Annotated in this window: 23 protein-coding genes; 7 read left to right on the plus strand and 16 right to left on the minus strand. The window is 62.1% G+C overall.

Annotated elements, in window-relative coordinates; translation table 11 throughout:
• Position 1 precedes the first annotated feature (1 nt).
• From AB1781_05060 to AB1781_05070, 3 genes are all read left to right on the plus strand, one after another.
• The gene (locus tag AB1781_05060; GenBank protein ID MEW5703939.1) at positions 2–1,246 is read left to right on the plus strand and encodes a class I SAM-dependent methyltransferase; all 1,245 of its coding nucleotides are present in this window, start codon (positions 2–4) and stop codon (positions 1,244–1,246) included.
• 19 nt (positions 1,247–1,265) lie between these two features.
• On the plus strand, positions 1,266–2,285 hold the full coding sequence (locus AB1781_05065) for a hypothetical protein (GenBank protein MEW5703940.1): 1,020 nt from the start codon (positions 1,266–1,268) through the stop codon (positions 2,283–2,285).
• Between the two features lie 92 nt (positions 2,286–2,377).
• Positions 2,378–3,256 carry an FkbM family methyltransferase gene (locus AB1781_05070; GenBank protein ID MEW5703941.1) on the plus strand — a complete coding sequence of 293 codons (879 nt, stop codon included), beginning with the start codon at positions 2,378–2,380 and terminating at the stop codon, positions 3,254–3,256.
• Positions 3,257–3,336: 80 nt separating this feature from the next.
• Here the strand turns inward: AB1781_05070 and AB1781_05075 are convergent, their stop codons facing one another.
• The 5 genes from AB1781_05075 to AB1781_05095 are packed head-to-tail and all read right to left on the minus strand — an operon-like array spanning position 3,337 to position 7,939.
• Positions 3,337–3,993: a class I SAM-dependent methyltransferase gene (locus AB1781_05075; protein ID MEW5703942.1), complete on the minus strand. Its 657-nt coding sequence runs from the start codon at positions 3,991–3,993 to the stop codon at positions 3,337–3,339.
• Entirely contained in the window at positions 3,990–5,192 is a 1,203-nt protein-coding gene (locus tag AB1781_05080) for a glycosyltransferase (protein ID MEW5703943.1), read from the minus strand. Before AB1781_05080 ends, AB1781_05075 begins: the two co-directional genes overlap by 4 nt.
• Positions 5,189–6,511, minus strand: coding sequence for a hypothetical protein (locus tag AB1781_05085; GenBank protein ID MEW5703944.1), 1,323 nt, complete (start codon positions 6,509–6,511; stop codon positions 5,189–5,191). The genes AB1781_05080 and AB1781_05085 overlap by 4 nt, the downstream gene beginning before the upstream one ends.
• A 43-nt stretch (positions 6,512–6,554) precedes the next feature.
• A complete protein-coding gene (locus tag AB1781_05090; GenBank protein ID MEW5703945.1) occupies positions 6,555–7,433 on the minus strand; it encodes an FkbM family methyltransferase in 879 nt (292 codons plus the stop codon).
• Between the two features lie 32 nt (positions 7,434–7,465).
• Complete coding sequence (locus AB1781_05095; GenBank protein ID MEW5703946.1) at positions 7,466–7,939, minus strand: hypothetical protein; 474 nt, start codon at positions 7,937–7,939, stop codon at positions 7,466–7,468.
• Positions 7,940–8,047: 108 nt separating this feature from the next.
• Here AB1781_05095 and AB1781_05100 point away from each other — a divergent pair, with 108 nt between their 5' ends.
• Complete coding sequence (locus AB1781_05100) at positions 8,048–8,857, plus strand: hypothetical protein (protein MEW5703947.1); 810 nt, start codon at positions 8,048–8,050, stop codon at positions 8,855–8,857.
• Here AB1781_05100 and AB1781_05105 read toward each other — a convergent pair.
• Entirely contained in the window at positions 8,849–9,994 is a 1,146-nt protein-coding gene (locus tag AB1781_05105) for a glycosyltransferase family 9 protein (protein ID MEW5703948.1), read from the minus strand. The genes AB1781_05100 and AB1781_05105 overlap by 9 nt on opposite strands.
• 67 nt (positions 9,995–10,061) lie before the next feature.
• Here AB1781_05105 and AB1781_05110 point away from each other — a divergent pair, with 67 nt between their 5' ends.
• Entirely contained in the window at positions 10,062–11,267 is a 1,206-nt protein-coding gene (locus AB1781_05110) for a glycosyltransferase (GenBank protein MEW5703949.1), read from the plus strand.
• A gap of 108 nt (positions 11,268–11,375) precedes the next feature.
• Here the strand turns inward: AB1781_05110 and AB1781_05115 are convergent, their stop codons facing one another.
• From AB1781_05115 to AB1781_05160, 10 genes are all read right to left on the minus strand, one after another.
• Complete coding sequence (locus AB1781_05115; GenBank protein MEW5703950.1) at positions 11,376–12,344, minus strand: flagellar motor protein MotB; 969 nt, start codon at positions 12,342–12,344, stop codon at positions 11,376–11,378.
• Between the two features lie 3 nt (positions 12,345–12,347).
• Positions 12,348–13,214 carry a flagellar motor stator protein MotA gene (gene motA, locus AB1781_05120; GenBank protein ID MEW5703951.1) on the minus strand — a complete coding sequence of 289 codons (867 nt, stop codon included), beginning with the start codon at positions 13,212–13,214 and terminating at the stop codon, positions 12,348–12,350.
• A gap of 243 nt (positions 13,215–13,457) precedes the next feature.
• A complete protein-coding gene (gene nuoB / locus AB1781_05125) occupies positions 13,458–13,982 on the minus strand; it encodes an NADH-quinone oxidoreductase subunit NuoB (protein MEW5703952.1) in 525 nt (174 codons plus the stop codon).
• 11 nt (positions 13,983–13,993) lie between these two features.
• Positions 13,994–15,505: an NADH-quinone oxidoreductase subunit C gene (locus tag AB1781_05130; GenBank protein ID MEW5703953.1), complete on the minus strand. Its 1,512-nt coding sequence runs from the start codon at positions 15,503–15,505 to the stop codon at positions 13,994–13,996.
• Between the two features lie 19 nt (positions 15,506–15,524).
• Entirely contained in the window at positions 15,525–16,976 is a 1,452-nt protein-coding gene (locus AB1781_05135; protein ID MEW5703954.1) for a hydrogenase 4 subunit F, read from the minus strand.
• Entirely contained in the window at positions 16,973–17,635 is a 663-nt protein-coding gene (locus tag AB1781_05140; GenBank protein MEW5703955.1) for a hydrogenase-4 component E, read from the minus strand. The genes AB1781_05135 and AB1781_05140 overlap by 4 nt, the downstream gene beginning before the upstream one ends.
• Before the next feature lies 1 nt (position 17,636).
• Positions 17,637–18,593, minus strand: a complete 957-nt coding sequence (locus AB1781_05145; GenBank protein ID MEW5703956.1) for an NADH-quinone oxidoreductase subunit H — start codon at positions 18,591–18,593, stop codon at positions 17,637–17,639.
• The gene (gene hyfB, locus AB1781_05150; protein MEW5703957.1) at positions 18,584–20,596 is read right to left on the minus strand and encodes a hydrogenase 4 subunit B; all 2,013 of its coding nucleotides are present in this window, start codon (positions 20,594–20,596) and stop codon (positions 18,584–18,586) included. The genes AB1781_05145 and hyfB overlap by 10 nt, the downstream gene beginning before the upstream one ends.
• 13 nt (positions 20,597–20,609) lie before the next feature.
• On the minus strand, positions 20,610–20,867 hold the full coding sequence (locus AB1781_05155; GenBank protein MEW5703958.1) for a helix-turn-helix transcriptional regulator: 258 nt from the start codon (positions 20,865–20,867) through the stop codon (positions 20,610–20,612).
• A gap of 185 nt (positions 20,868–21,052) precedes the next feature.
• Positions 21,053–21,574, minus strand: a complete 522-nt coding sequence (locus tag AB1781_05160; GenBank protein MEW5703959.1) for a hypothetical protein — start codon at positions 21,572–21,574, stop codon at positions 21,053–21,055.
• Positions 21,575–21,741: 167 nt separating this feature from the next.
• Here AB1781_05160 and AB1781_05165 point away from each other — a divergent pair, with 167 nt between their 5' ends.
• Both AB1781_05165 and AB1781_05170 read left to right on the plus strand, forming a co-directional pair.
• On the plus strand, positions 21,742–22,047 hold the full coding sequence (locus AB1781_05165) for a ferritin (protein ID MEW5703960.1): 306 nt from the start codon (positions 21,742–21,744) through the stop codon (positions 22,045–22,047).
• Positions 22,048–22,292: 245 nt separating this feature from the next.
• Complete coding sequence (locus tag AB1781_05170; GenBank protein ID MEW5703961.1) at positions 22,293–22,448, plus strand: hypothetical protein; 156 nt, start codon at positions 22,293–22,295, stop codon at positions 22,446–22,448.
• Positions 22,449–22,462 lie beyond the last annotated feature (14 nt).

Here is a 22,462-nt window from a genome sequence, read left to right on the forward strand (position 1 = left end):
TATGAATTGCCGCGTCTGCCATGGGTCGAACGTCGTTCCGGTTCTCGATCTTGGCGACCAGCCCCATTGCAATACGCTGATCCCGCCCTCGCGCGACGGCGAACCGGAACCCGTCTATCCTCTCCGCCTTTGCTTCTGCCGCGATTGCTCCACGGCGCAGATCGACCACACGGTGCCGAAGGAAATCATGTTTTCCGATTATCCCTACGTGTCGGGGACGACCCGGACCCTTCGCGCCCATTTCGAGGACAGCGCCAACCGGCTGGTCAAGACTCTGGGGCTCGCGCCGGGCAGCCTCGTCGTCGATATCGGCAGCAACGACGGCACCTGGCTCAAATATTTCAAGGCCGCGGGCATGCGCCCGCTCGGGGTCGAGCCCGCCGGCAATCTCGTCGAACTTGCGCGGCGGGACGGCATCGACACGCTGCACCGTTTTTTCAACGCCGAGACGGCGCGCGGCATCCTGCGCGATGCCGGCGCGCCCGCGCTGGTCACCGCTGCGGGGGTGTTCTTCCACCTTGAAGAACTGCATAGCGCCACCGAGGGCGTCGCCCTTATGTGCGAGGCCGGTGCCGTGTTCTGCGTGCAGGCAATCTATCTCGGCGAGATGATCGCCAAGAACCATTTCGACAACATCTATCACGAGCACCTGACCTATTGGTCGCTGACCTCGATTTCCCGGCTTTTCGACAGGCACGGGCTTGAGACCTTCGAGGCGTCCTTAGTGCCGATCCACGGCGGCACCATGGAGCTTCTCGTCGCCAAAAAAGGCGCGCGCCCGATCGGACCGTCGGTCGCGGCCATGCGCGCCGACGAGGCGCGCCGCGGTTTCGCCTCGATCGAAACCTACGAGGCTTTCGCGCGCCGGGTCTCCGTCATCCGCGACCAGTTGCTGAATATTCTTCGCCGGTTCCGGGACGAAGGGAAAACCGTGCATGCCTTGGGCGCGCCGGCCAAGGGGTCGACGCTGCTGAATTCGTTCGGCATTACGACCGATCTCGTCTCCCTCGCCACGGAACGCAACCCGCTCAAGTTCGGCAAACTCATGCCCGGCAGCCATATCCCGATCGCCGACGAAGACGCGACGCCGCCGCCCGACGCCTATCTCGTGCTGCCATGGAATTTTCTCGACGAATTTCTCGTCAAGAAACGTGCGTACATCCTGGGCGGCGGCGCCTTCATTGTGCCGTTGCCCGAGCCGCACGTGATCGACAAATCCAATTACGCGCAATACGCGCGCGGATGACCGGGCGGTACAAGACGCCATGATCTTCACCTCCAGAACCCCCCTGCGCGTCAGCCTGTTCGGCGGCGGCACCGATTATCCCGAATATTTCCGCGACAACCCGGGCGCCGCCCTCGGCTTCACCATCGACAAATATATTTATATTTCCGCCCTGCCGCTGACGGCCATGGTGGATTACCGTTTCCGTCTGGGCTATTCGCGCATCGAAACGGTCGACCATGTCCGCGACATCCGCCACCCCGTGGTGCGCACGGTTCTGGCCGACGAAGCCGCCGTTGAACCCACCGATTACGGCGTCCAGGCCGATCTGCCTGCCAGCGCCGGCCTCGGCAGTTCGTCGGCCTTCACCGTGGGGTTTCAGAATCTTGTCTGGCACATGGCCGGGCGGTGCTGCACGAAGATGGAGCTGGCGCGCCGCGCGATCCATGTCGAGCGCGAGATGTTGAAGGAACGCGTCGGCGTTCAGGACCAGCTGCACGCATCTTTCGGCGGGCTGAATCGCTTCGATTTCAGAGGCGACGACATCGCGGTGAGGCCCATCGATCTGGCGCCCGATTCTCTCGATGCGTTGGGCCGGTGGTTCGTCCTCGTCTATACCGGTATCAAGCGCCATGCTTCCGAAGTTCTCGACGAGCAGATCAAGAATACGTCCGAGAAAAAGCGCGACGGCGAGCTTGCCGCCATGCGCGACATCGTCGATGCGGCGGAGGCGGTCATCCGCGGCGCCCGCGATCCCCATGACATCGCGCCCGCCCTGGCCCCGCTCTTGGCGGAATCCTGGCGCCTCAAGCGGTTGCTTTCGTCCAAGGTCTCGGGCTCCGAAATCGACGATCTCTACCACGCCTGCCTTGCGAAGGGCGGGCTGGCGGGCAAGCTTTGCGGCGCGGGCGGGGGCGGATTCCTTCTGATAATCGTGCCGCCGGAACGCAAGCCCGCCTTTATCGAGGCGATGGGCCGCCGGCGCTGCGTCGATATCGCCATCGACCGGGCGGGTTCGACAATCCTGCAGGCGGTCGCCCAAGGCGTTGGGAGTGAGTAGCGTGGCCTGCTTCGCACGCAGAGAGATCGTGCGTCGCGTTTCGCGAATTTGTGTACAGCTACGTTTTTTGAGAATTCCTCTGGGCAGGATCGGTGCTTGCTGAAAAATCGAGGATGGGTATGTTCAGGAAAATATTTAAGAAATATAAAGAAAAGGGGCCGATTGGCGTTTACGATTCAGTGCGTTTTCGCATAGATAGGAAAATATTTAAGCCCTACAAAAAATATATAAATATCAAAGAAAATATATTTGTTCTGAACATAGAAGATTTCGAGGCGCATACTTGGTTCGGGAAATATCGGTATAACTGGATCGTCTGGCCGGAGCAGGAGTTCGATTGGATCGCAGACAACCTATCGGTCAAAGATGTGGTGCTGGATATTGGCGCCCACCAGGGAATATGGAGCATGCTTTTCGCTAAATGCGCTCGCGAAGGAGAAGTGCATGCCTTCGAAACGTCAAGATTTAACTCCAACGTAGCGCGTAAGAACCTGCGTGATAATCACATCACGAACGTCGTTTTCAATAATATGTGCATTGGAAACGAAATCGGATTCGCCACCGTTAGCGATGACTCGGGTGGCGTTGCCAGCCTCCTGTCATCGGGTGCCGCACCCGCACAACGAATTACGGTGCCGATGATAACCGGTGACGAATACGCCAGAACGCACAACATCGCGCCGTCATTCGTTAAGATTGACGTTGAGGGTTTTGAAGTGGAAGCGCTGTCAGGCCTTCAGCAAGTCCTCTCTCGGCGCCCAAAACTTCTACTCGAACTGCACAATTTTAAATTTTCCGACAAGGAATCATATGTCAAAGCTTGCCTGTCCCTAGTCGATCTGACCCGCTACCGCGTAATGGCACAGACCGACCCGGGGACCGAAATGCGAACCCTCGCGGGCCTCGGCGACCGAGAGATCGCGCTTATCGCGAGCGGCCAGAACCCCCATCTGTATTGCCGCCCGATCTAAGGTCATTTTCGCTGGCCCTAACCGCCGGGGTCGGAACGCTGCTGCGACAATTTGGTGTGGAGCTGGGCATTCGTCGCGGCTTATCCTCGGTACGCGCGCCGCCGAGCGCGCACCACGCAGCAGAACCCGGTCAAATCCCACCAGTCATAGAGAACAAGACGCCGGTTGCGTAGCGAGTGAATGACAATCAGCGCCGGCGACAGCAGGATTCGCAGCCACATGCGCCGGTATCCCGCATGGTCGATGTCGAACCCTTGGGCGCGGGCGATCCCCGCAATTTCTTCCGGCGCGAAGGTGCGCACATGGGTCGGATCGTCGAAGAAATTCAACCCGAAACCGCGAAGCGGAAAGTACCGCGACTTTTCGCTCGGCCATTCCAGATAGAGATACCCGCCCGGCTTCACCTTGTCGCAAAGCCTCGCCACGAGGTGTCTTCCATCTTCGAGATGTTCCTGCGTGTGCGATGAGACGACATAGTCATAGGCCCTGTCGGGCGAGCCGGCGAGGTCGGACCGATTGAGATCGGTCCGGTGATAGACATCGAAGCCCGACGCGCGCGCATCGCCGATGTCGGCGATGTTGTAGCCCTCGAACCGGCAATCGGCGAACAGCGCCTTGGCGATTCGCGCATCGTCCTTGCCCGCGCCGGCGTCAAGAATGCGGACGGCTTTCCCGAAAAAATCGTCCGGCAGCCACGCATAGCGCGGGTTGAGCCGGTGGCGGAGCCAAGCGGTCATGGCGCTTCGTTCCGCAAACGCCGAATGGCGTCCCAAAATGCCCGGCCGCGGCTCGCCCAATCGAATTGCCCGGCACAGGCGGCGAACGCCCGGTTCTGCAGCGCGTTGAGCCGGGCCATGTCGTCGAGCGCCGCGAGGCAAACGGTCACGAGACCGGCCATGGTTTTTGCGGTCAGGATGCTTTCGCCGGGCCGCAGCGGCAGCCCCGCGACGCTGCCTTCCAGTGCCGCGACCGGCAGCCGGTTGAAGATATACGACAGCACCTTGTGTTTGAACCCGCCACCGGTCTGTTCCGGCACGATGCCAAGGCGCGCTTCGACGAGATAAGGCGGCAGCGTGTCGTAACGCCCGGTAACGCGAACCGTCGGGTAACGCGTGCGCAACGTTTCGCCATAGCCATCGGGCATGTTGCCCAGAATTTCGATCTCCGCACCCGCTTCGTGAAAGCGCGCCGCCCCCGCTTCCAGAAACGCTTCCAGGTTCATCCGTTTTGCGAACCAGCCGAAACTGCCGACCACGATCGCCCGTTTCGGCGCCTCGCCGCCGATGGTGCGATGGCCCAGCACCGGCCCATCGTAACCCGGGGTCAAGGGCAGATAGGTTTTCTCCGGATGGGTCCGGCGGAACAGCGCTTCGTCTTCGCGCGTATTCACGGTCACGAGGGCGCTGGCATCGACCATTTTCCGTTCCAGTTCTGCGGCTTTCTTCGCCTCAAGCTTGAGGGCGAATTTCTTCAAGACCGATCCTTTGAAATGCCTGGCCACCTGCCCGCGCACGCTGGTTTCGTGGTTGTGCGAAAGGTAGATGAAATCCGGCGGCCTGTTCGTCCGTTCCGCGGTCCGGCAGAGGGGCGCCAGCGGCCACCCCGATCCGATGTGATCGAAAACCACCGCGTCAACGCCCGCCCCGACCGCGGCGCGCGCCGCCGCCAGATAGGCCCGCGACCGGAACCGGTGCGCGATGCTGGGAAGATATCCGAAAATGCTTTGCCAGGCGGGTCGGTCGGGCAGCGGAAAAATACGCCAGTCGACGCCGTTCACTGTGGCGCTGTCCCGGGCATCGCCGCCATTCTCGAAACAAAGTCCCGTGACATGGGCCCCGGCACCGGCCAGCCCCTCCGCCAGTTTCGAGGAATAGATCGCGTCACCGCCGTAAAACGGCGGGTAGGGCAGGAACCGCGTCAGCCAGAGAACCTTCATGTCGAACGCCATCCCCCGCCCATGCGGTCGGAACCCGCGGCAACATCGGCTTCCTCGCGCGAGCTGTTCTCGGCCTCGTTTTCCGCGGCGTCGTGAACGCGCGCCTCAGCCCGTCGCGCCGCCAGAACGCCGGTCACCGCCGCGACCAGAAGAATGGGCGGCACCAGGGACGTGCCGAACAGCCCGAGCAGCAGCACGCCCATCAATATGGGCAGCCAGTATCCCGGCACCCAGAGAACGCGTAAAATCCACCCCGCGACCAGCAGACCGAACGCGCCCAGTTCCGCGACGAGGTTCAGCAGCAAAACGTCGGACTTATAGAACGCCGTCTTATAGAGATCGAGGTAACGATCGAACTCGGCGCCATAGACACCGAAATCGCGGAAATTTCCATAGCCCGTGCCGAGCGGGAAGGTGGCGCGGATGACATCCAAAGCTACGCCCGCCGAGGCCAATCGCATGTTGGTCGAGGGATCCATGCCTTGCCAGACGACGATAAGCCTGTCCCACTGGAGATAGGTCAGGCCGGCAAGCGCAAGCAGTACCCCGAAAACACCGACAGCCCACACCTCGATGGAACGCCGCTCGAACAGATGGGCCGCGCAAAAGACCAAGGCCAGCAGATATCCGGTGCCGGTATTGGTGAAGATCGCGGCGACGAGAAACGCCAGCAGCGCCATGGACCGCTGGCTCGGCAGGAGATAGTGGATGGCAAGATAGGTGCAGCCGATGGCGAACGCCGCCCAAGCCGGCTCCCGGCTGAGCCCCGCAGCGCGGAACCCGTAATACTCGCCGATCTCGGTCGGTCTCACCAGGTCCAGCGGATTGAGGTTCACGGAAAAAACAAACCAGGCCAGCGCTGCGACGATGATGCACGCGCATTGCACGTAATGGATGACCAGAACCGATCCCATCAGCCGCCCGACGAGACGGTCGGTCGTTTCAAACAACTGCCGCGTCAGAAACAGGAACACGAGAAAAATCGCGAGCTGGCCATATCCCAGGATATAGGCGCGTCCGATAAACGCCTCCTGCACGAAGAGCCAAACCACCAGCAATGTGGAAAACGTGACAATACCCCGAAACGCCGATCCGGGATCGCGGTTGGGGAGCAAGGCGAAGGCGAAGAGCAGCAAGAACCCGAAAAACGGCAGTATCAAAAGATGCGGGCTCGGAAGATTGACGGCGGCTTTCAGAAAATAACCCAACCCGTCGCCGAGAGCGATGAACAGGATCAAAAGCGTGAACGACACCGAGAAGATCGGTTCAGGCAACCCGTCGGTGCCGTTATGGGCGTCGTCGCTTGGAACGTTCGTCATGACTCGCTCCGCGTGAACCGGAAAGAAAGGATGCGCCGCAACCTCATGCCGGAACGGCCGTCCAATGCCGCCGGAGCATAGCGATAAATGTCGGCGCCGCGAGGGGGGAAGCCGGATCGTCCGCGTCATTCCCGGGCACCGCGAAATAGGCGTTGGTCTCGGCGTTCAGCGCATGGGCGACGGTGAAGCCTGCTTCGCTTGCCGCAAAGATCGCATACCCCGCCGCGGCGAAGTAAGACCAGATCGGTCGCCAGTCGCGTCTGCTTCGCGTCAGATGACGCTGTTCGCATTCGAAGTAAATGAGCGGCCGCCATTTCTCGATCGTCGCGGCCGCACCGGAAAGAACGTCCATCTCGCCGCCCTCGACGTCGATCTTGAAGAACAGGGGCCGTCGGAGCGACACGTCGCCGCGCGCTATCGCCGCGTCCAGAGTGCACACCGTCGTTTCCTGGACAACGGCGTTCCGGTTGCTCTCGCTCCCCGCCTCTTTCCGGTTCGAGACCCAGCCCAACGCCGTCACCGGATTGTTTCGGCCGTCGGTCGGTACGTTGAGATAGGCCGTCTCCGTCCGCGCCCCGAGTGCGCAATTGAACAGCCGGACCACAGGTCGGCGTTCGAGATTGGCCTCCAAAAGCCGGAACGCCGCCGGGTTAGGCTCGAAGGCGTAAATCCGCGCGTCTTTTTTCGCGCGGGTCGCGAAAAACCAGCTGTAGCGGCCGATATTGGCGCCGGCGTCCACGACGCTCGAAGCCGTTCGGACAACGAAATCGAGGGCTTCTATCACCGGCTTCGGCTCCGGAACGCCGAAAAGTCCCGCCGCTCTCAGGGTGCGGTGATACAGCACGTGCAGCCCGACCTCCGCCCCCGGACCGAAGGCCGTCGCGACGGCTCCTCGGATGCGTGCGCGAAGAAATCCAAGCATGGTTTCGGCCCGTTTCCATTCGAATTGCCACCTTAGACCGGCGCGTTCCTGTGTATACCCGCCTTTTCTTTCCTGTATATACTTGTCTTTAAGGCGAAGCCGGTAGACTGAAGGCGGGCCGGGGCGCGCAGAAAAATCCGTTTTACATTCAATCCCTTGCCCAATGGGCGGACCGGCATGGCATGCCGGCGGCGGGAGATGACCGGGTTTCCCTGCAAGCCATTCGAGCCGGAATGGGCGCCTAAGGCAAAACAAGGACGACAGAGGTTGAAATGGCCGACCACTTTCGGATTGGTCGCGGACAAATCGCTATTGTAGACACCGTTACAGGCCGACGGCACGGCGGACATCAGGCCGACTACTTGAACGTGCTCGAGGATGCGCTCGGGGATAGCCTCGTAGAAACCTATGCCCCATTCCGAAATATAGATGCGAAGGATGAAATTCCGGCGAAACTGGTTCGTCTTTACGCGATTATTCGCGGGATAAGAAAACTGATCGGCCACCGGGAAAAACGGATCTTAATTTATCACACGCCCGAATTTCTCGATTTTGTGGCGTTTTATGCCGCTGCAGGCTTTAGCCGTATCCACTCGAAGGGGAAGGTCGCCGGCTTGTTTGTTTTTCGTCGCGATGCGGCGGGAATCATCGGCCGGTCCGGGTGGAAGGCGGCCGTTCTCGTGTGGATCGCCCGCCGCCTTGCGAAAAGCGGCCTCCTGTTCCCGGTCTCCGATTCGTCAGCGGCCCTCAAGATGTGGGAAAGAACGCTTGGGATATCGGGGCAATTGGTGGCGATTCCGGTCCGCCCGCGACCAGCAGAAAGCGCTGCAAAAAAACCGGAAGACCCGATAACCTTTGGGCTTATCGGGCAATTTCGTCCCGAAAAAGGAACGCCACATTACGGCGGCATCGTCGGCGCGGCGCTTTCGACTTCGCCGGACGCAAAAATCATCCTGCAGCTACCCGACAACGCCCCGGATGCAACACCGCCCGAAGCCGAAATCCTGAGGGCTTCGTTGGCCGGTCAGGGCAGGGCGCGGCTAGTGGCGGGATACTTGCCGGACAACGAGTACACGCGGCTTCTGGCGGAAATCGATGTCCTGGTCCTGCCGTACGATGTGCGGAGTTATGGACTGGGGACCAGCGGGGTGATGTTCGAAATTCTCTCGATGAACGGGGTTGTGCTGACGACCCGATTCGAATGGGCCGTAAGCGAATTTGCGGACCATCCGAATGTCTTCTGGATGGAAACGCTTGAAGACGTCGAGATCAAACGCGGGCTCCGCGCGGCAGCCGAGAAAGTCCGCGAATTGCGCGCGCGGGATTCCGGCGATTCGCGCCCGGGGACGATCGCGTTCCAGGCATCTTGGCTTGAAGCGATTCAACGCGCGGCGGACCGTAAAAATACGCGGGCTCTAACTTGACAGCAGAAACCTGACAGCGCCGAGGACCTCCTCCACCGAAGTTTTTTCCATGCACCCCGGAGTCTGAGCGCAACCAGAGCTATAGTTACATGGCGTGCAATCCGTCGGGTGATATAGAACCATTGCCCGTTCGGTCACCGGCCCCCAGCGCTTGGGGTCCGTGGGGCCAAAAATCGCAACCACCGGCGTTCCGATTGCCGCCGCCAAATGCATTGGCCCGCCGTCCACCGTAACGATCAGATCGGAATTTTGTATCACGACCGCGAGATCGGAACAGCTGGTTTGACCCGTAAGATCCTCAATCTCGACGTTACATTCTTGCCTAAGGGCAATGGATTTTTCTTTGTCCCCCGGGGCGCCGGTTATAACAACACGCGCCGATAACGACGCGACTAGGCGCTCTATGAGGGCGCCCCAACGGTCAATCGGCCATTCCTTTTCGGGATATGCGCCAAAGGGGTGAACGAGAATTTTCGGCCCCTTCAAGGAAGCGCGCCACGTTCGAGCTAAGCCTTCCGTAGAAACTGCGGCCCTGTCCGAAAGCACAATGGCTGGGTCGTGTACGGGGCGAGGAATACCAAGCTGCACGAGCAAACACGCGAACTCGGAGTGAATATGTGAATCGCGCGGTTCGGGAACGCTATTCCGTGCCAGCCTCCGGGCCACCCGGTATGCCCCATAATCCACGAAGTAGTCAGGGCGCAACAAAACCGAGGCGACCAATAGAAAAAGGCTGGTATGCAGAGAGATAACGACGTCGAACTTCTTCCGGCGAAGCGCTTTAAACTGAGCGATCGAATGCCAAAAAGAACTTTTGCGCCCGGTACGCTTCGCCCAAGCGCTGCCAAAATATTCGAATGTCTCGTCCGCGGAATCAGAAATCCGAACGATCTCGGCATTCCACGGCCCGACTAAAATGGAAATCTCTGCGCTGGGGAATGTTTCACGGAGAGTCCGCAGTAAACCGAGCGATAGAATTACGTCGCCCATGTGGCCCATGTTGACCAATAGAATCTTCTTCACCGAATGCGGGCGCTCGACCGCTTCGTGATTTCTCCGATACAGTACGGAAACAAAATACGCCACGAAGTGGCGTGGGTAAGAACGATATGGGCTGGGGAAATACTTCGTGAGCATGGCAGGTTATTCCAGCGGCCTTTGAAGAATGTAAGCAAACCGAAGCCGATTTAGCGAATAATATTCCATGGCGCTCAAAAGCATTCTTCTCCACGATTACGGCGCCTATGCGTTTACGCTCGAACTCGCCCGTGCGCTTGCTCGCCGGGGCCATCGCGTCGCCTACGCCTATAGCGGCGACCTTAGAGCGCCGAGCGGCCCCCTCGCGCCCCGGCCCGACGATCCTGCCGCCTTCTCCCTGCACCGGCTCGCCACCGGTGCGCCGCTTGCCAAATACGCCTATCTCCGCCGCCGCCGGCAAGAGCGGCGCTATGCCGCGCGTCTCGTAGCGCTTTTGGATGAAATCCGGCCCGACATCGTTCTTTCCGCCAATACGCCCTTGGAGGCGCTGCATGGCGTCCAAGGCGCGGCGGCGCGCATCAATGCGCGCTTCATCCATTGGCTGCAAGACATTCACTGGATCGCGATCCGGGGAGCGCTTCGAACCAGGCTGCCGCTTTTGGGCCGCGCGGTCGCGGTCTATTACCGCCGGGTCGAGCGCGGGATCCTCGGCGAAAGCGACCTCGTCATCGCGATTGCCGACGAATTTCTGGCGGAATGCGAGGCGGCTGGCGTACGGCACGTCGTGGTGCATCCCAACTGGGCGCCGCTTGCGCCGGTGCCGCGTTTCGAGGGCGCCAATCCCTGGGCCGCGCGGCACGGCCTCATCGGCAAGACCTGCCTTCTCTATGCCGGCACCCTCGGCCTCAAGCACGACGCATCGCTCTTCCTCGACCTCGCCGACCGGTTCCGGGGTCGCGACGACGTGCGTGTTGTCGTTGTCTCCGAAGGGTCCGGGGCGGTGTTCCTGCGGGCCGAACAGGAAAAAGCGCCGCGCGCCAATCTCGTGCTGCTGCCCTTCCAGGGCGCCGCCGAGGTGCCCGCCATGCTTGACAGCGCCACCGTGCTTCTTGCCGTGCTCGAACCCGATGCCGGGCTTTATTCGGTCCCGTCGAAAATCCTGACCTATGCGGCTTCCGGAAAACCCGTGGTCGCCGCCATGCCGCTCGCCAATCCCGCCGCCCGGCTGATTGTCGATCACGGCTTGGGGATTGTGGTGGACGCCGGCGACCGCGGCGGGTTCTGCCGCGCCGCCGAAACGCTTGTCGCCGACGAAGCGCGGCGCGCGAACTGTTCCAGGGCGGGGCGAGCCTATGCCGAAGAAAATTTCGATATCGCGGGCATATCGCTTCGATTCGAAGAGATATTCTCTCGTGTCGGGAACCCCGCTTAAGTTGTCCGTGCGTTTGAAGCGTTACTTGGAATTAGACGCGGCCTCCGTCCAGTGGACGCGACATCCGAGCAAACTTCTGTGCAACACAAGACCATCTTCGGACAGGAACTATAGATGCGGGGCGGGTGTCGTGCGCTGCTCGCGCAGCAAAACGATGCTGATCCGCCGGTTGAGTGGCGACAACGGATCGCCGGCCACCAGCGGTTCCTTGTCCGCCCGGCCGGTCATCGTCGCGATACGCGAAGGCGACAGGCCCGCCTCGACCATGGCGCGCCGGCTGGCGTTCGCCCGGTCGGTGGAAAGGTCCCAGTTGTCGTACCCGCCGGCGTTGACATAGGGCGTCGCGTCCGTGTGGCCGGTGATGGCGATCTTCTGCGGCATATTCCGAATTACCTCGGCGACCTTGTGCAGGAGCCGACGGGCCTTTTCGTCCATCTTGGAACTGCCGCGGGGAAACATTGCGTACTTCTCCCGATCGACGACCTGGATGCGCAGGCCTTCGGGCGTGCGCTCGATGAGAAGGTTCTGGGCGAGGTCCCGCAGGTCGTCCGCTTCCTGAATCGCCTGGCGGAGCTGGGTTTCGGCTTCCCGGAACTGGTTCTCCTCGATATCGGCAAGGACCTTTCTGGCCGTCTCCGTGTCCATGGACGGCTCGACCTCGAGCGGGGCCAAGGCCGCCTCGGCGGTTTCGCTTTCGCCCTCGGTCCCTTCCAGGCGCAGGCTCGGCTCGGGCACGGCCACGACGAGAGGCGCGCCCTGGTTGACGAGCGGGCCATCGACCGCCACCGTCTTGCCCCCGAAGAAGTTCTCCCCGCCGCTTACGTTGCGCATATGCGCGGGCACCACCGAAAAATAATCCGCGATGCCGCGCTTCTGGTCTTCCGTCGTCGCATTCAGCAGCCACAGAAGAAGAAAGAAAGCCATCATGGCGGTGACGAAATCGGCATAGGCCACCTTCCAGGCGCCACCGTGATGGCCGCCGTGATGGCCTTTCTTGCCTTTCTTGACGATGAGCGGCGCCTCGCCCTTGGCGCCGGAGGTTTTGTTGTTCGCCGGTTTGCTGTTGGCGCCAGCCATGATTTAGGCCTGCGGGGCGGTGGGGGTCTGGACCGCCGCTTCGACCTCGTAGAAGCTCGGCCGCACGTCCGAGGTCAGCGCCTTCCGCGCGAATTCAACCGCCACGGCCGGCGCGTTGCCTTGCACGTAGGCAAGGATGCCCGCCTTGATGCACTGGTAGTACTTGTTCTCGGCGTCGTAGATCGCGCTGAGCGAACGCGCCATCGGCCCCACGAAGCCGTAGGCAAGCAGGACGCCGAGGAAGGTGCCCACCAAGGCGCCGCCGATCGAGCGGCCGAGCACTTCCGGCGGCTCGGTGATCAAGGCCATCGTGTGAATGACGCCAAGGACGGCCGCAACGATGCCAAGCGCGGGCAGGCTGTCGGCGACGGTTTGCCAGGCGTCGACAATTTGCCGCGCTTCGGCGTGATGGGTTTCGATTTCTTCGTCCATCAAGGCTTCTATCTGGAAGGCGTTGTCGGTACCGAGCAAAAGCAGCCGCAAATAGTCGCAGAGGAACGTCATCGCGTGGTGATTCTTGTGAATGTGAGGGTATTGGGAAAACAGATCGCTCTCGTCGGGGTTTTCGACATGCGGTTCGATCGCAAGCATGCCCTTCGTGCGCGCGAGCTTGAAGGTGGCGTAAAGAAGGCCGAGAACTTCGAGGTAATTTTCCTTGGTGTAGCGCGGCCCGCGGATGACCTCGCCGAATATCTTGCCGGAGCGCAGCACGACCGGCTTCGGGTTGGCGATGACGAAGCCGCCAAGGGCGGCACCCACGATGATCACGAACTCGAAGGGCTGCCAGAGGACGCCGAGGTGCCCGCCCGCCCCCAAATACCCCCCCATGACGCTGCCCAGAACGAGGAGGGCGCCAATGATGAAAAACATGCCGGGAACCTTGTTTCGCTGGCGACAGCCACCGCACCACGCGGCCTCGAACGCCGATGGCATCCGATGCCTTAACCTTACGTGACCAATTCTGGTTGGATTCGGATTAAGAAAAACCTAAGGAGACCGGCAAGCGGCGGGTTTCGGCCCTCTCTTCGGCTTCTTGGCAATCGCGGAACTGGTTATCGGCACCACCCTTCCCCGAACGGAAGGTTCGGGCGGGGCGAACGGGCGGGGTTTCCTTCACCCCCGTTTGCCCTTCGCCCCCAGCAGCGCGAGCAGACCCTGAAGCAACTGGGTGGGGCTCGGCGGACAGCCGCGAACGTGTATATCCACCGGCACCGCCGCCGAAATTCCGCCCTCGATGGCGTAGCTGCCGGCGAAGCAGCCGCCGTCGGCGGCGCAATCGCCGACGGCTATGACCCATTTGGGGTCGGGCGTCGCCTGGTAGGTGCGCCAAAGCGCCTCGCGCATGTTCTTGGTCACCGGGCCGGTGACCAAGAGCACATCGGCGTGACGCGGCGAGGCGACGAAGCGGAGACCGAAACGTTCAAGGTCGTAGAAGGCGTTGTTCAAGGCGTGAATCTCGAGCTCGCAGCCGTTGCAGGAACCGGCGTCGACCGCGCGGATCGCGAGGCTTCGGCCGAGACTTCGTCGCGCGGCACGATCAAGGGCAGCGGCGAGTTCGTTCATCATGGCATCGTCCGGCGCCGGCGGCCATTCGGCTAGCGGCGGTCGCATCAGGCCTTCGAAGAGAAGTTTGCGCATGGCGGCGTTCCTTAGAGATCGTGGCCCGAGTAAGAGCAGTTGAACGACTTGTTGCAAAGCGGAAAGTCGGCGACGATGTTGCCCTCGATCGCGGCCTCAAGCAGCGGCCACTGGAACCAGGACGGGTCGCGCAGGTGGCAACGCGCAACCCGGCCGTCGCCGGCGAGTCGCAGCCAGACCAGGATATCGCCGCGGAAACCCTCGACGAGGGCCATGCCTTCCCCCGGCACGCCGGCCGTCACCTCGACGCGGACCGGGCCGCCGGGCAGCGTCTCCAGAATCTGTTCGATCAGCGAAAGGCTTTGCTCGATTTCGCAGATGCGGATCCAGACGCGGGCGTTGACATCGCCGCCTTTCACGACCGGCACCTCGAAGCGCATGCCGTCATAGGGTGGATAGCCCGGCGCGCGCCGCGCATCGAAGGCGCGGCCAGAAGCCCGGCCGATATAACCGCCGGCCCCATATTGGCGGGCGAGAGCCGGCTTGAGGATGCCGGTTCCGACCGTGCGGTTCTTGAGCGAGGCGGTGTTGTCGTAGAGCTTGACCAGCGCCGGGAAACGACGCAGCACCTCGTCCACGAGCACGCGCAAGGTTGTTATGCCCGCCTCGTTCAGATCAACGCTGACGCCGCCGGGCACGACGCGGTCGCGCATCAGCCGGTGCCCGAAGCAGATACCGGCCGCGCGCAGCACGCGCTCGCGCAGCACGCCGCAGTGGGCGTGCATGAGCGCGAAGGTAGCATCGTTGCAGATAGCGCCGACGTCGCCGAAATGGTTGGCAAGGCGCTCAAGCTCGGCCATAAGCGCGCGCAGCCAGGTCGCCCGCAATGGCGGCTCGACGCCGAGCGCGGCCTCGACGGCGCGGGCGAAGGCAAACGCGTAAGCCACGGTGCTGTCGCCGGAGACGCGACCGGCGAGCTTCTCGGCACGCTCAAGGTCGGCGCCGGTCATCAGGCTTTCGACGCCCTTGTGCGCATAGCCAAGACGCGTCTCCAGGCGGACGATGGTCTCGCCGTTCGCCGTGAAGCGGAAATGGCCCGGCTCGATGATGCCGGCGTGCACGGGGCCGACCGGAATTTGGTGCAGGCTCTCGCCCTCGGTGGGCAGGAAAACGTAAGGCGGGGCGGGTGAAAGGGCGGGGCGGGACGCACCCAGCGGATGGCGGACATCCCAGCGGCCGTGGTCGAGCCACGGGCGCGCATCGGGCAGGCCCTCCGGCTCCAGCCCGAACAGGTCCCGAAGCGCGCGTTCCGGGCGCAGCGCCGGCGGGTGGTGTTGCCCGACCGAGGGGTAGCGGCCGTCCGGGCATGCCAGACTCGCCACGCCGATGTCACCGGCCTGCTCATCGCGCAGCGCCATGTGAACGGCATCCGCCTCGCCCCAAAGTCCGAGCAGAGTCCACCGCCCCTCGGCAAGCGCTCCGACGGCACGGTTCCAGACCGCCGGGCCAACGACGGCGCGCGGCCACGGCCCGTGACGCTCGACCCGGCGTCCTTCCAGGATGAGATCCATGAGTGTCGGCATCCTCCGCGCTTCCTCCAATCTATCCGAGCAGGCCCGCGACCTGCTGGAACCAGGCGACCAGCGGCGGCGGCAGGTAGAGCCCGACGGCAAACACCAGGGCGAGATGGGCGTACATCGGCACATAGGAAGCCTTGGCCGGCGCCATACTGCCGCGCGGCTCGCCGAAGGCGAGGCCGCCGAGGCGAAGCAGCAAGGCACCGAAGGCGATAAGCAAGCCGAAGACAAGCGGGATGGCAAGCAACGGCGCGAGGGCGAAGGTCGAACTCACCACCAGGAATTCGCTCATGAAAATGCCAAACGGCGGCAGGCCGGCAATGGCAACGACGCCGAGGACGAGCCCCCAGCCAAGCCACGGGTGAGTCTCGGTAAGCCCGCCGATGTCGGCAATTTTCTGGGTACCCTTGACCTGGGCGATATGGCCGACGGCAAAGAAGATCGCCGATTTGGTCAGGCTGTGCATCACCATGTGCAAGAGCCCGGCAAAGTTAGCGAGCGGTCCACCCATGCCAAAAGCGAAGACGATGATGCCCATGTGCTCGATCGAAGAATAGGCAAACAGGCGCTTTATATCGCGGCGGCGGTAGAGCATGAACGCCGCGAACACGAGCGAGGTGAGTCCCATCGTCACCATAAGCGGCCCCGGGGTAAGCACCGCCGGGTTAGCCGCGAGCAGCATCTTGAAGCGCAGCAGTACGTATAACGCGACGTTCAGGAGAAGGCCCGACAGCACCGCCGAGATCGGCGTCGGGCCTTCGGCATGGGCGTCCGGAAGCCAGGCGTGGAGCGGCGCCAGGCCGACCTTGGTGCCGTAGCCAAGCAACAGGAACACGAAGGCGACGTTGAGCAGAGCCGGGTCGAAGGCGGCGACGCGCTGGATAAGCACCGTCCAGATCATGGCCTCCGACCCCTCTCCCACCGCCGGCAGCGCCGCCATGTAGACGAGAATGGTCCCGAACAGCGCCAGCGCGATGCCGACGCTGCCCAAGATAAAATATTTCCACGCCGCCTCCAGCGCTTCATGAGTCCGATAAATACCAACCATCAGCACGGTGGTAAGCGTGGCAAGCTCCACCGCCACCCACATCAGGCCGATGTTGTTCGCGACGAGCGCCAGGTTCATCGCAAACATCAGCACCTGGTACATGGCATGGTAGAAACGAAGATGGGTCGGTGTCAGGCGACCAATAGCAAGCTCGTGACCGATATAGCCCGCGCTGAAGACGCTGGTGGTGAAGCCAACGAAGGCGCCGAGCACGATGAAGACGATGTTGAGATCGTCGACGAAGAAATACGCCCCCGGCTCGGGGCGCCCGGAGAAGAAAAGCGAGAACGCCGCAAGCAGCGTGCAAAGCGCCACCAGCGCGTTGAGCCGCGCGGTGAACCGGTAACTAGGCAGGAGCGCCAGCAGCGCTGCCGCACCGAGCGGGATCAAAAGAACCGCGGCGGTTGCATCGAAGGCAAGTGCGCTCATCGTCGCTCTCCCCGATAGCGGTCAAGCACGTGCACGTCCACCGTGTCGAAGCGTTCCCGGATACGAAACAGGAAGATGCCGATGACAATGAAAGCGATCAGGATCGAGAAGGCGACGCTGATCTCCACCACGAGCGGCATGCCCTTGGCGCCGGTGGCGGCTAGGACCAGACCGTTCTCCAGCGACATGAAACCGACCACCTGGCTGACCGCGTTGCGCCGTGACACCATCATCAAAAGACCCAGCAGGATGACCGACAGCGCAAACGCGAGGTCTTCGCGCGCCAGCAGACCGGCTTCGGCGGTTACCCGCAACATCACGACCATGGAAAGGGCAACCAACCCCATGCCGGCGAGCATGGTCAGACCAACGCCGACGACGGTTTCGATCTCGCGGTGAATGCCGAGCCGCCGGACGATGCGATGGAGGGCCATCGGAATAACGATCGCCTTGAAAACGAGCGCGATCGCCGCCGTGACATAAAGGTGCGGCGCACCCTGGATCGAGGCCTGCCAGGCGACCGAAAGCGCCAGCGCCAGAGCGTGGAATGCGAAAAGATTGAGAAGCGCAGTGAGGCGGGCCTGGTAGAGCATCAGGAAGCTCACCAAGACGAGGCCACCGGCGAGCAGGTGCGCAATATCTAAGGCGAGGCCGTACATCCTAGAGGCTCCGCGCGGCAACCAGTAAAAGGGTGCCGAGTAGGCCGAGCATGAGGGCAACGCCCAGGAACTCGGGCACCCGGAAGACTCGCATCTTGGCGATAGCGGTTTCGAACAGGGCAAGGCCGACGCCACCGATGGCCAGCTTGGCAAGGTAGGCGACCGCACCCACAACGTAGGCCGCCGGCCCGGTGCCCGAAGCCGCCAGGCCCCAGGGCGCGAATACGCACGCGATCAGCGAGACATACAGCAAGAGTTTGAGCGCGGCGGCGAGCTCGATCACCGCGAGATGCCGCCCGGAATACTCCAGCGCCATCGCCTCGTGCACCATGGTGAGTTCCAAATGCGTCTCCGGGTTGTCCACGGGAACGCGGGCGTTCTCGGCGATCGCCACCATAACAAGCGCGACAAGCGCCATCCCAAGGGAAACGCGCAAGCCCATTTCCGGCGAAGCCATGAAGGCGGCGATCGTTGAAAGCTGAGTCGAGCCGGCCACCAGCGCGAGCGTAAAGACAACCAGCAACATGGCCGGCTCGGCCAGCGAGGCGATCATGACCTCGCGGCTCGAACCGATGCCGCCGAAGCTCGTGCCGATGTCCATGCCGGCGAGCGCCAGGAAGAAGCGCGCGCTGGCGAGCAGCGCGACAAGAGCGATGAGGTCCGCCGTCCAGCTGAACAGAAGGCCCGTCGCGAAGGTCGGCACCAGCGCCGTGGCAACCCAAGTGGCGGCAAAGACGAGATAGGGTGTCGCGCGGAACAGCCAGGACGCGTTCTCGGCCAGCGCTGCTTCCTTGCGCAAGAGCCGTCGGAGGTCGCGATAGGGTTGCACAATGGAAGCCCCCCGGCGGCGCAAAAGTCGCGCCTTGATCTTGCGGACGAAGCCGGTAAAGAGCGGCGCCAGCAGCAGCACGAGGCCCATCTGCGCGCCTTGGACGAAGAGATCGAAGATCACGGCCATAACGCAAGCACCAGAAGCAGCGTGACGAGGGCGAGGAAGACGAGGCTCAAATAGCGCCGGATAGTCAGAAACTGAAAGTGGTTTAGCCGGTCGGCGACAAAGCCGACGGCGGTGACGATCGGCGCGTAAAGCGTATCCCACACGAGGTCGCGCAGCTCGACGACGAGGCGCGCCGGTCGCACGTCGCCCGGCAGCGGCATCTCGACACGTTCGCGAGCGCGAAAGACGAGCGTCCCGAATACGCGCCGTATCGGCTGGGAAAAACTGCCGGCCGTATATTGCGTGGCCGGGCTCGAGTCGGGAAAGCCGCAATCCCAGACCGGCGTCCGTCGGTGGGCGCGCGAGGCGAAACGGTGAATGGCGACGACGGCAAGCAACGCCGCAGCTACGATGAAGAGGAACACGAGGAGTCCGTTGTAGGAACTGCGGCTTTCAGCAATCGGTACGATCGAGAGCCATGCCACGCTCGCCTGCATCGGCATGCGCTCGCCCAGCAGCGACATCGTCACCGGGGAAAGCCCGTCGATGACGAAGCCCGGCAGAATGCCGGCGGCAAAGCAGAGCACGGCAAAGGCAAACATGGCGGCAAGCGAGAGGCGATCTACTTCCTGCGCATGCGCCGCCGACGGCGTCCGCGGCCGGCCGAGAAAGGTAATGCCGAACGCCTTGACGAAGCAGGCGGCGGCCAGTGCCGCCGACAGGGCGAGCAAACCGCCGACCGCCGGCACCAGAACCTTAAGCCCCCATTGCGACAGGTCTGGACTCAACAGAATGGCTTGGAAGGTGAGCCATTCGGAGACGAAGCCATTCAAAGGCGGCAACGCCGAAATTGCGACGCACCCGACTAGAAAGAGAAAGCTCGTGGCCGGCATGCGGTGGATGAGACCGCCCATGTGCTCCATGTTGCGCTCGCCCGTCGCCGTCAACACGACGCCGGCGCCGAAGAAAAGCAGGCTCTTGAAGACCGAGTGATTGAAAACGTGGAAAAGCGCGGCGGTGAACGCCAGCGCCGCGGCGAAACCCATGCCGTTGGCCTGAAAAGCGAGCGCGAGGCCGAGACTCACGAATATGAGGCCGATATTCTCGATCGTACTGTAAGCGAGAAGGCGCTTGAGATTGTTCTCCATCAATGCGTGTAGAATCCCTAAGACCACGGTGACGCTGCCGAGGAAAAGCACGACGACGCCAGACCACCAGCCGGGCTCGCCGAGCAGGTCGAAGACGACGCGGATGAAACCATAGACCGCGACTTTGGTCATGACGCCGCTCATCAGCGCCGAGACATGGCTCGGCGCGGCCGGATGCGCGAGCGGCAACCAGACGTGCAACGGCACAAGCCCGGCCTTCGAACCGGCGCCGAACAAGACAAGGACAAATGCGACCGCCGCAACGAACGGCGTGTGTTCGGCGGCGCGGATCGCTTCAAACCCATAGCTTCCGTCCGGCCCCGACAGCAGACCGAAGGCAAGCAGCAGGGCAAACGCCCCGAAACTCGCCATGACGAGATAAACGTACCCCGCCCGCCTATTGTCCGGTTCGCGGTGATGAGCCATGACCAGCGCCCAGGAAGCGAGCGACATGAATTCCCACGACAGAAGAAACGTGAAGGCGTCGTCGGCCAGCACCACGAGGCTCATGCCGGCAAGGAAGGCTGGAAAAAATGGCAACACCCGGTGCGGTGCCGGTTCGTGCCGGCCGTAGCCCATGGCATAAAGACTGGCAGCCGCCCCGCCCAAGGAGACGACCGCAAGAAAGAAAGCGGCAAGGGCGTCTAACCGGAAACGCGCGCCAACCCATGGCAGGCCAAGCGGCAACGTCAGGGCGGGCGCGGAATCCAAACCCGCAACCAAATGCGCCAGCGCCGCGGCTAAGGCGGCGATGGAGAGGACGAGGCTCAAGCCATAGACGATCCGCGTGGCGGCAGACACCCGCTCGATCGCTACGGCCAGAAGAGCAACGCCGAGCAGAGCGGCTACGCACCACAACGCTGCAACGACAGGCATCGCACCCCGTCCTTTATGCTGCCGGCGGCGCCTTCAGCCGCACCCCGCGACCGCCGCTCAGACTTATCGCGCCCTCGCCGATCAGTTCGATACCGGCGGCATCGAGCGCGGCGACCAGCTTCATGAGTGAATCCACGTTGCCGCGAATGACGCCGTCGCTCGCCTCCATGCGCTGAATGGTCGGCACCGAAAGGCCCGACAGCTCTGCCAACTGACGCTGGTCAAGACCGAGCAGGGCCCGGGCGGCACGCAACTGTGGCGCAACGATCATGACACAACCATATGTTATTAACTTTTATATATGATATATTATGTTTAGAACTTGTATATATTTATATTAAATCGGATCATAAATAACTAGAGCTTCCTATGGGCGACGCCCATCGGCGCCGAACACGCCCGGCGCTCGAAGCGGCACACGAAGTTTATGTTTTCAATGGGTGACTCGGGATCGCCCTAGTGCACGCGCTCCGGCCCCGGACGCGCGGCCCGCTCGAATGTTACTGACTGCCCAGGAGGCTGCCCAAGGTCGTGCCACGGCAGCGCGCCGCCGAAGGCTGTGGCGAAGGCGATGGCGGTTTCGCAAAAACCAGCGAGCCCGGCTTCTCCCACATGGCCATAAGCAACGCCGAAGCCGGCGGCGACACCGCGTTGGCAGGCCGCGACCAGAGAAACCAGCCAGACTTCATCTTCACCAAGGCACGGACAGCAGGGCCGATGGTAACGAAGCGGGCGGAGACCATGGGCGGCGAGACTGCGGAACAGACGCTCGAAGCAAACCAGGGCCAGCCTTCCGCGCTCGGCGCCGAGGCGTTCGGAAAACGCCTTGCGCACCAGAAACCAGTGGCGGTGGTCCTCCGTCACAGCGCCTGCGCACCAGTGCCGGAACGTCCAGACCAGCAGGCCTTCCGATTCCGTCAGATCCTTGAGCCAGGCCGGGCGGCCGCCGCTTTGGTCGGGAAACGTGTCGTTTTGCAAATACGCGTCCTCCGTATTTCCCTCTTGCCGTCCAAGCCAGGATAATGAGAATGAAAATCATTTGCAATGCTTTTCAGCTCCTGCCGCGGAACGGGCGGCGCATTTGCTTAAACCCCCGCTTCGCGGCAGACTGTCTGCCCCGCTCCAATTCAGCCAGAGGTTCAGACATGTCCAGCGAAACCCTGCACGCGCCGCGCGAACGTTTGAGCAAGAAAACGATCGCGCTGCACCAGGCGATCGTCTCCCTCATGGAGGAACTCGAAGCCGCCGACTGGTACCGTCAGCGCGCCGACGATTGCGAGAGCAAGACCCTGAAGGCGATCTTGCTCCACAACATGCGGGAGGAGATCGAACACGCCTCGATGATTCTCGAATGGCTGCGGCGCAACAGCCCCGACTTCGAGAAAGAGTTGAAGACCTACCTCTTTTCGAAGGGCGAGATCGCAAAGCTCGAGGAAAAGGCAACAAAGTAAGGCGCAAAAAGACAACGCGCTTTCTTCCCGGACCGCCGGGAAGAGAACAAAGCGACAACTCCCAAGCGTCGCCAGCCCTTTCAGGCCCTATTTTTTCCTCGAAAAATCTCCCTATAATTATGCGCGCCGGCAACGGCGCGCCAAAGGTGGAAGCGACGAGTTAGGGGCTCCGGAGGCGAACCGTCCTTCTTACTTCTCTCTGTCTCTCGAAATCGCGTGCGGAGAAAAACCTAGGAGAAACTTACGTGATCAAAAAATGGATACACGCCCTCTTGATGGGGGCTTTTCTGACAGGGTCGGTTGCTGGTTTCGCTCACGCGGGTCAGCAGGAAGATTGCTCGAAGATCAAGGACCCGACCGACAGACAGCAATGTGAAGATGAACAAGATAGCGGCGAGTAACGAATAAGGTCCTA

The organism is Pseudomonadota bacterium, from assembly GCA_040752895.1.
Taxonomy (GTDB): Bacteria; Pseudomonadota; Alphaproteobacteria.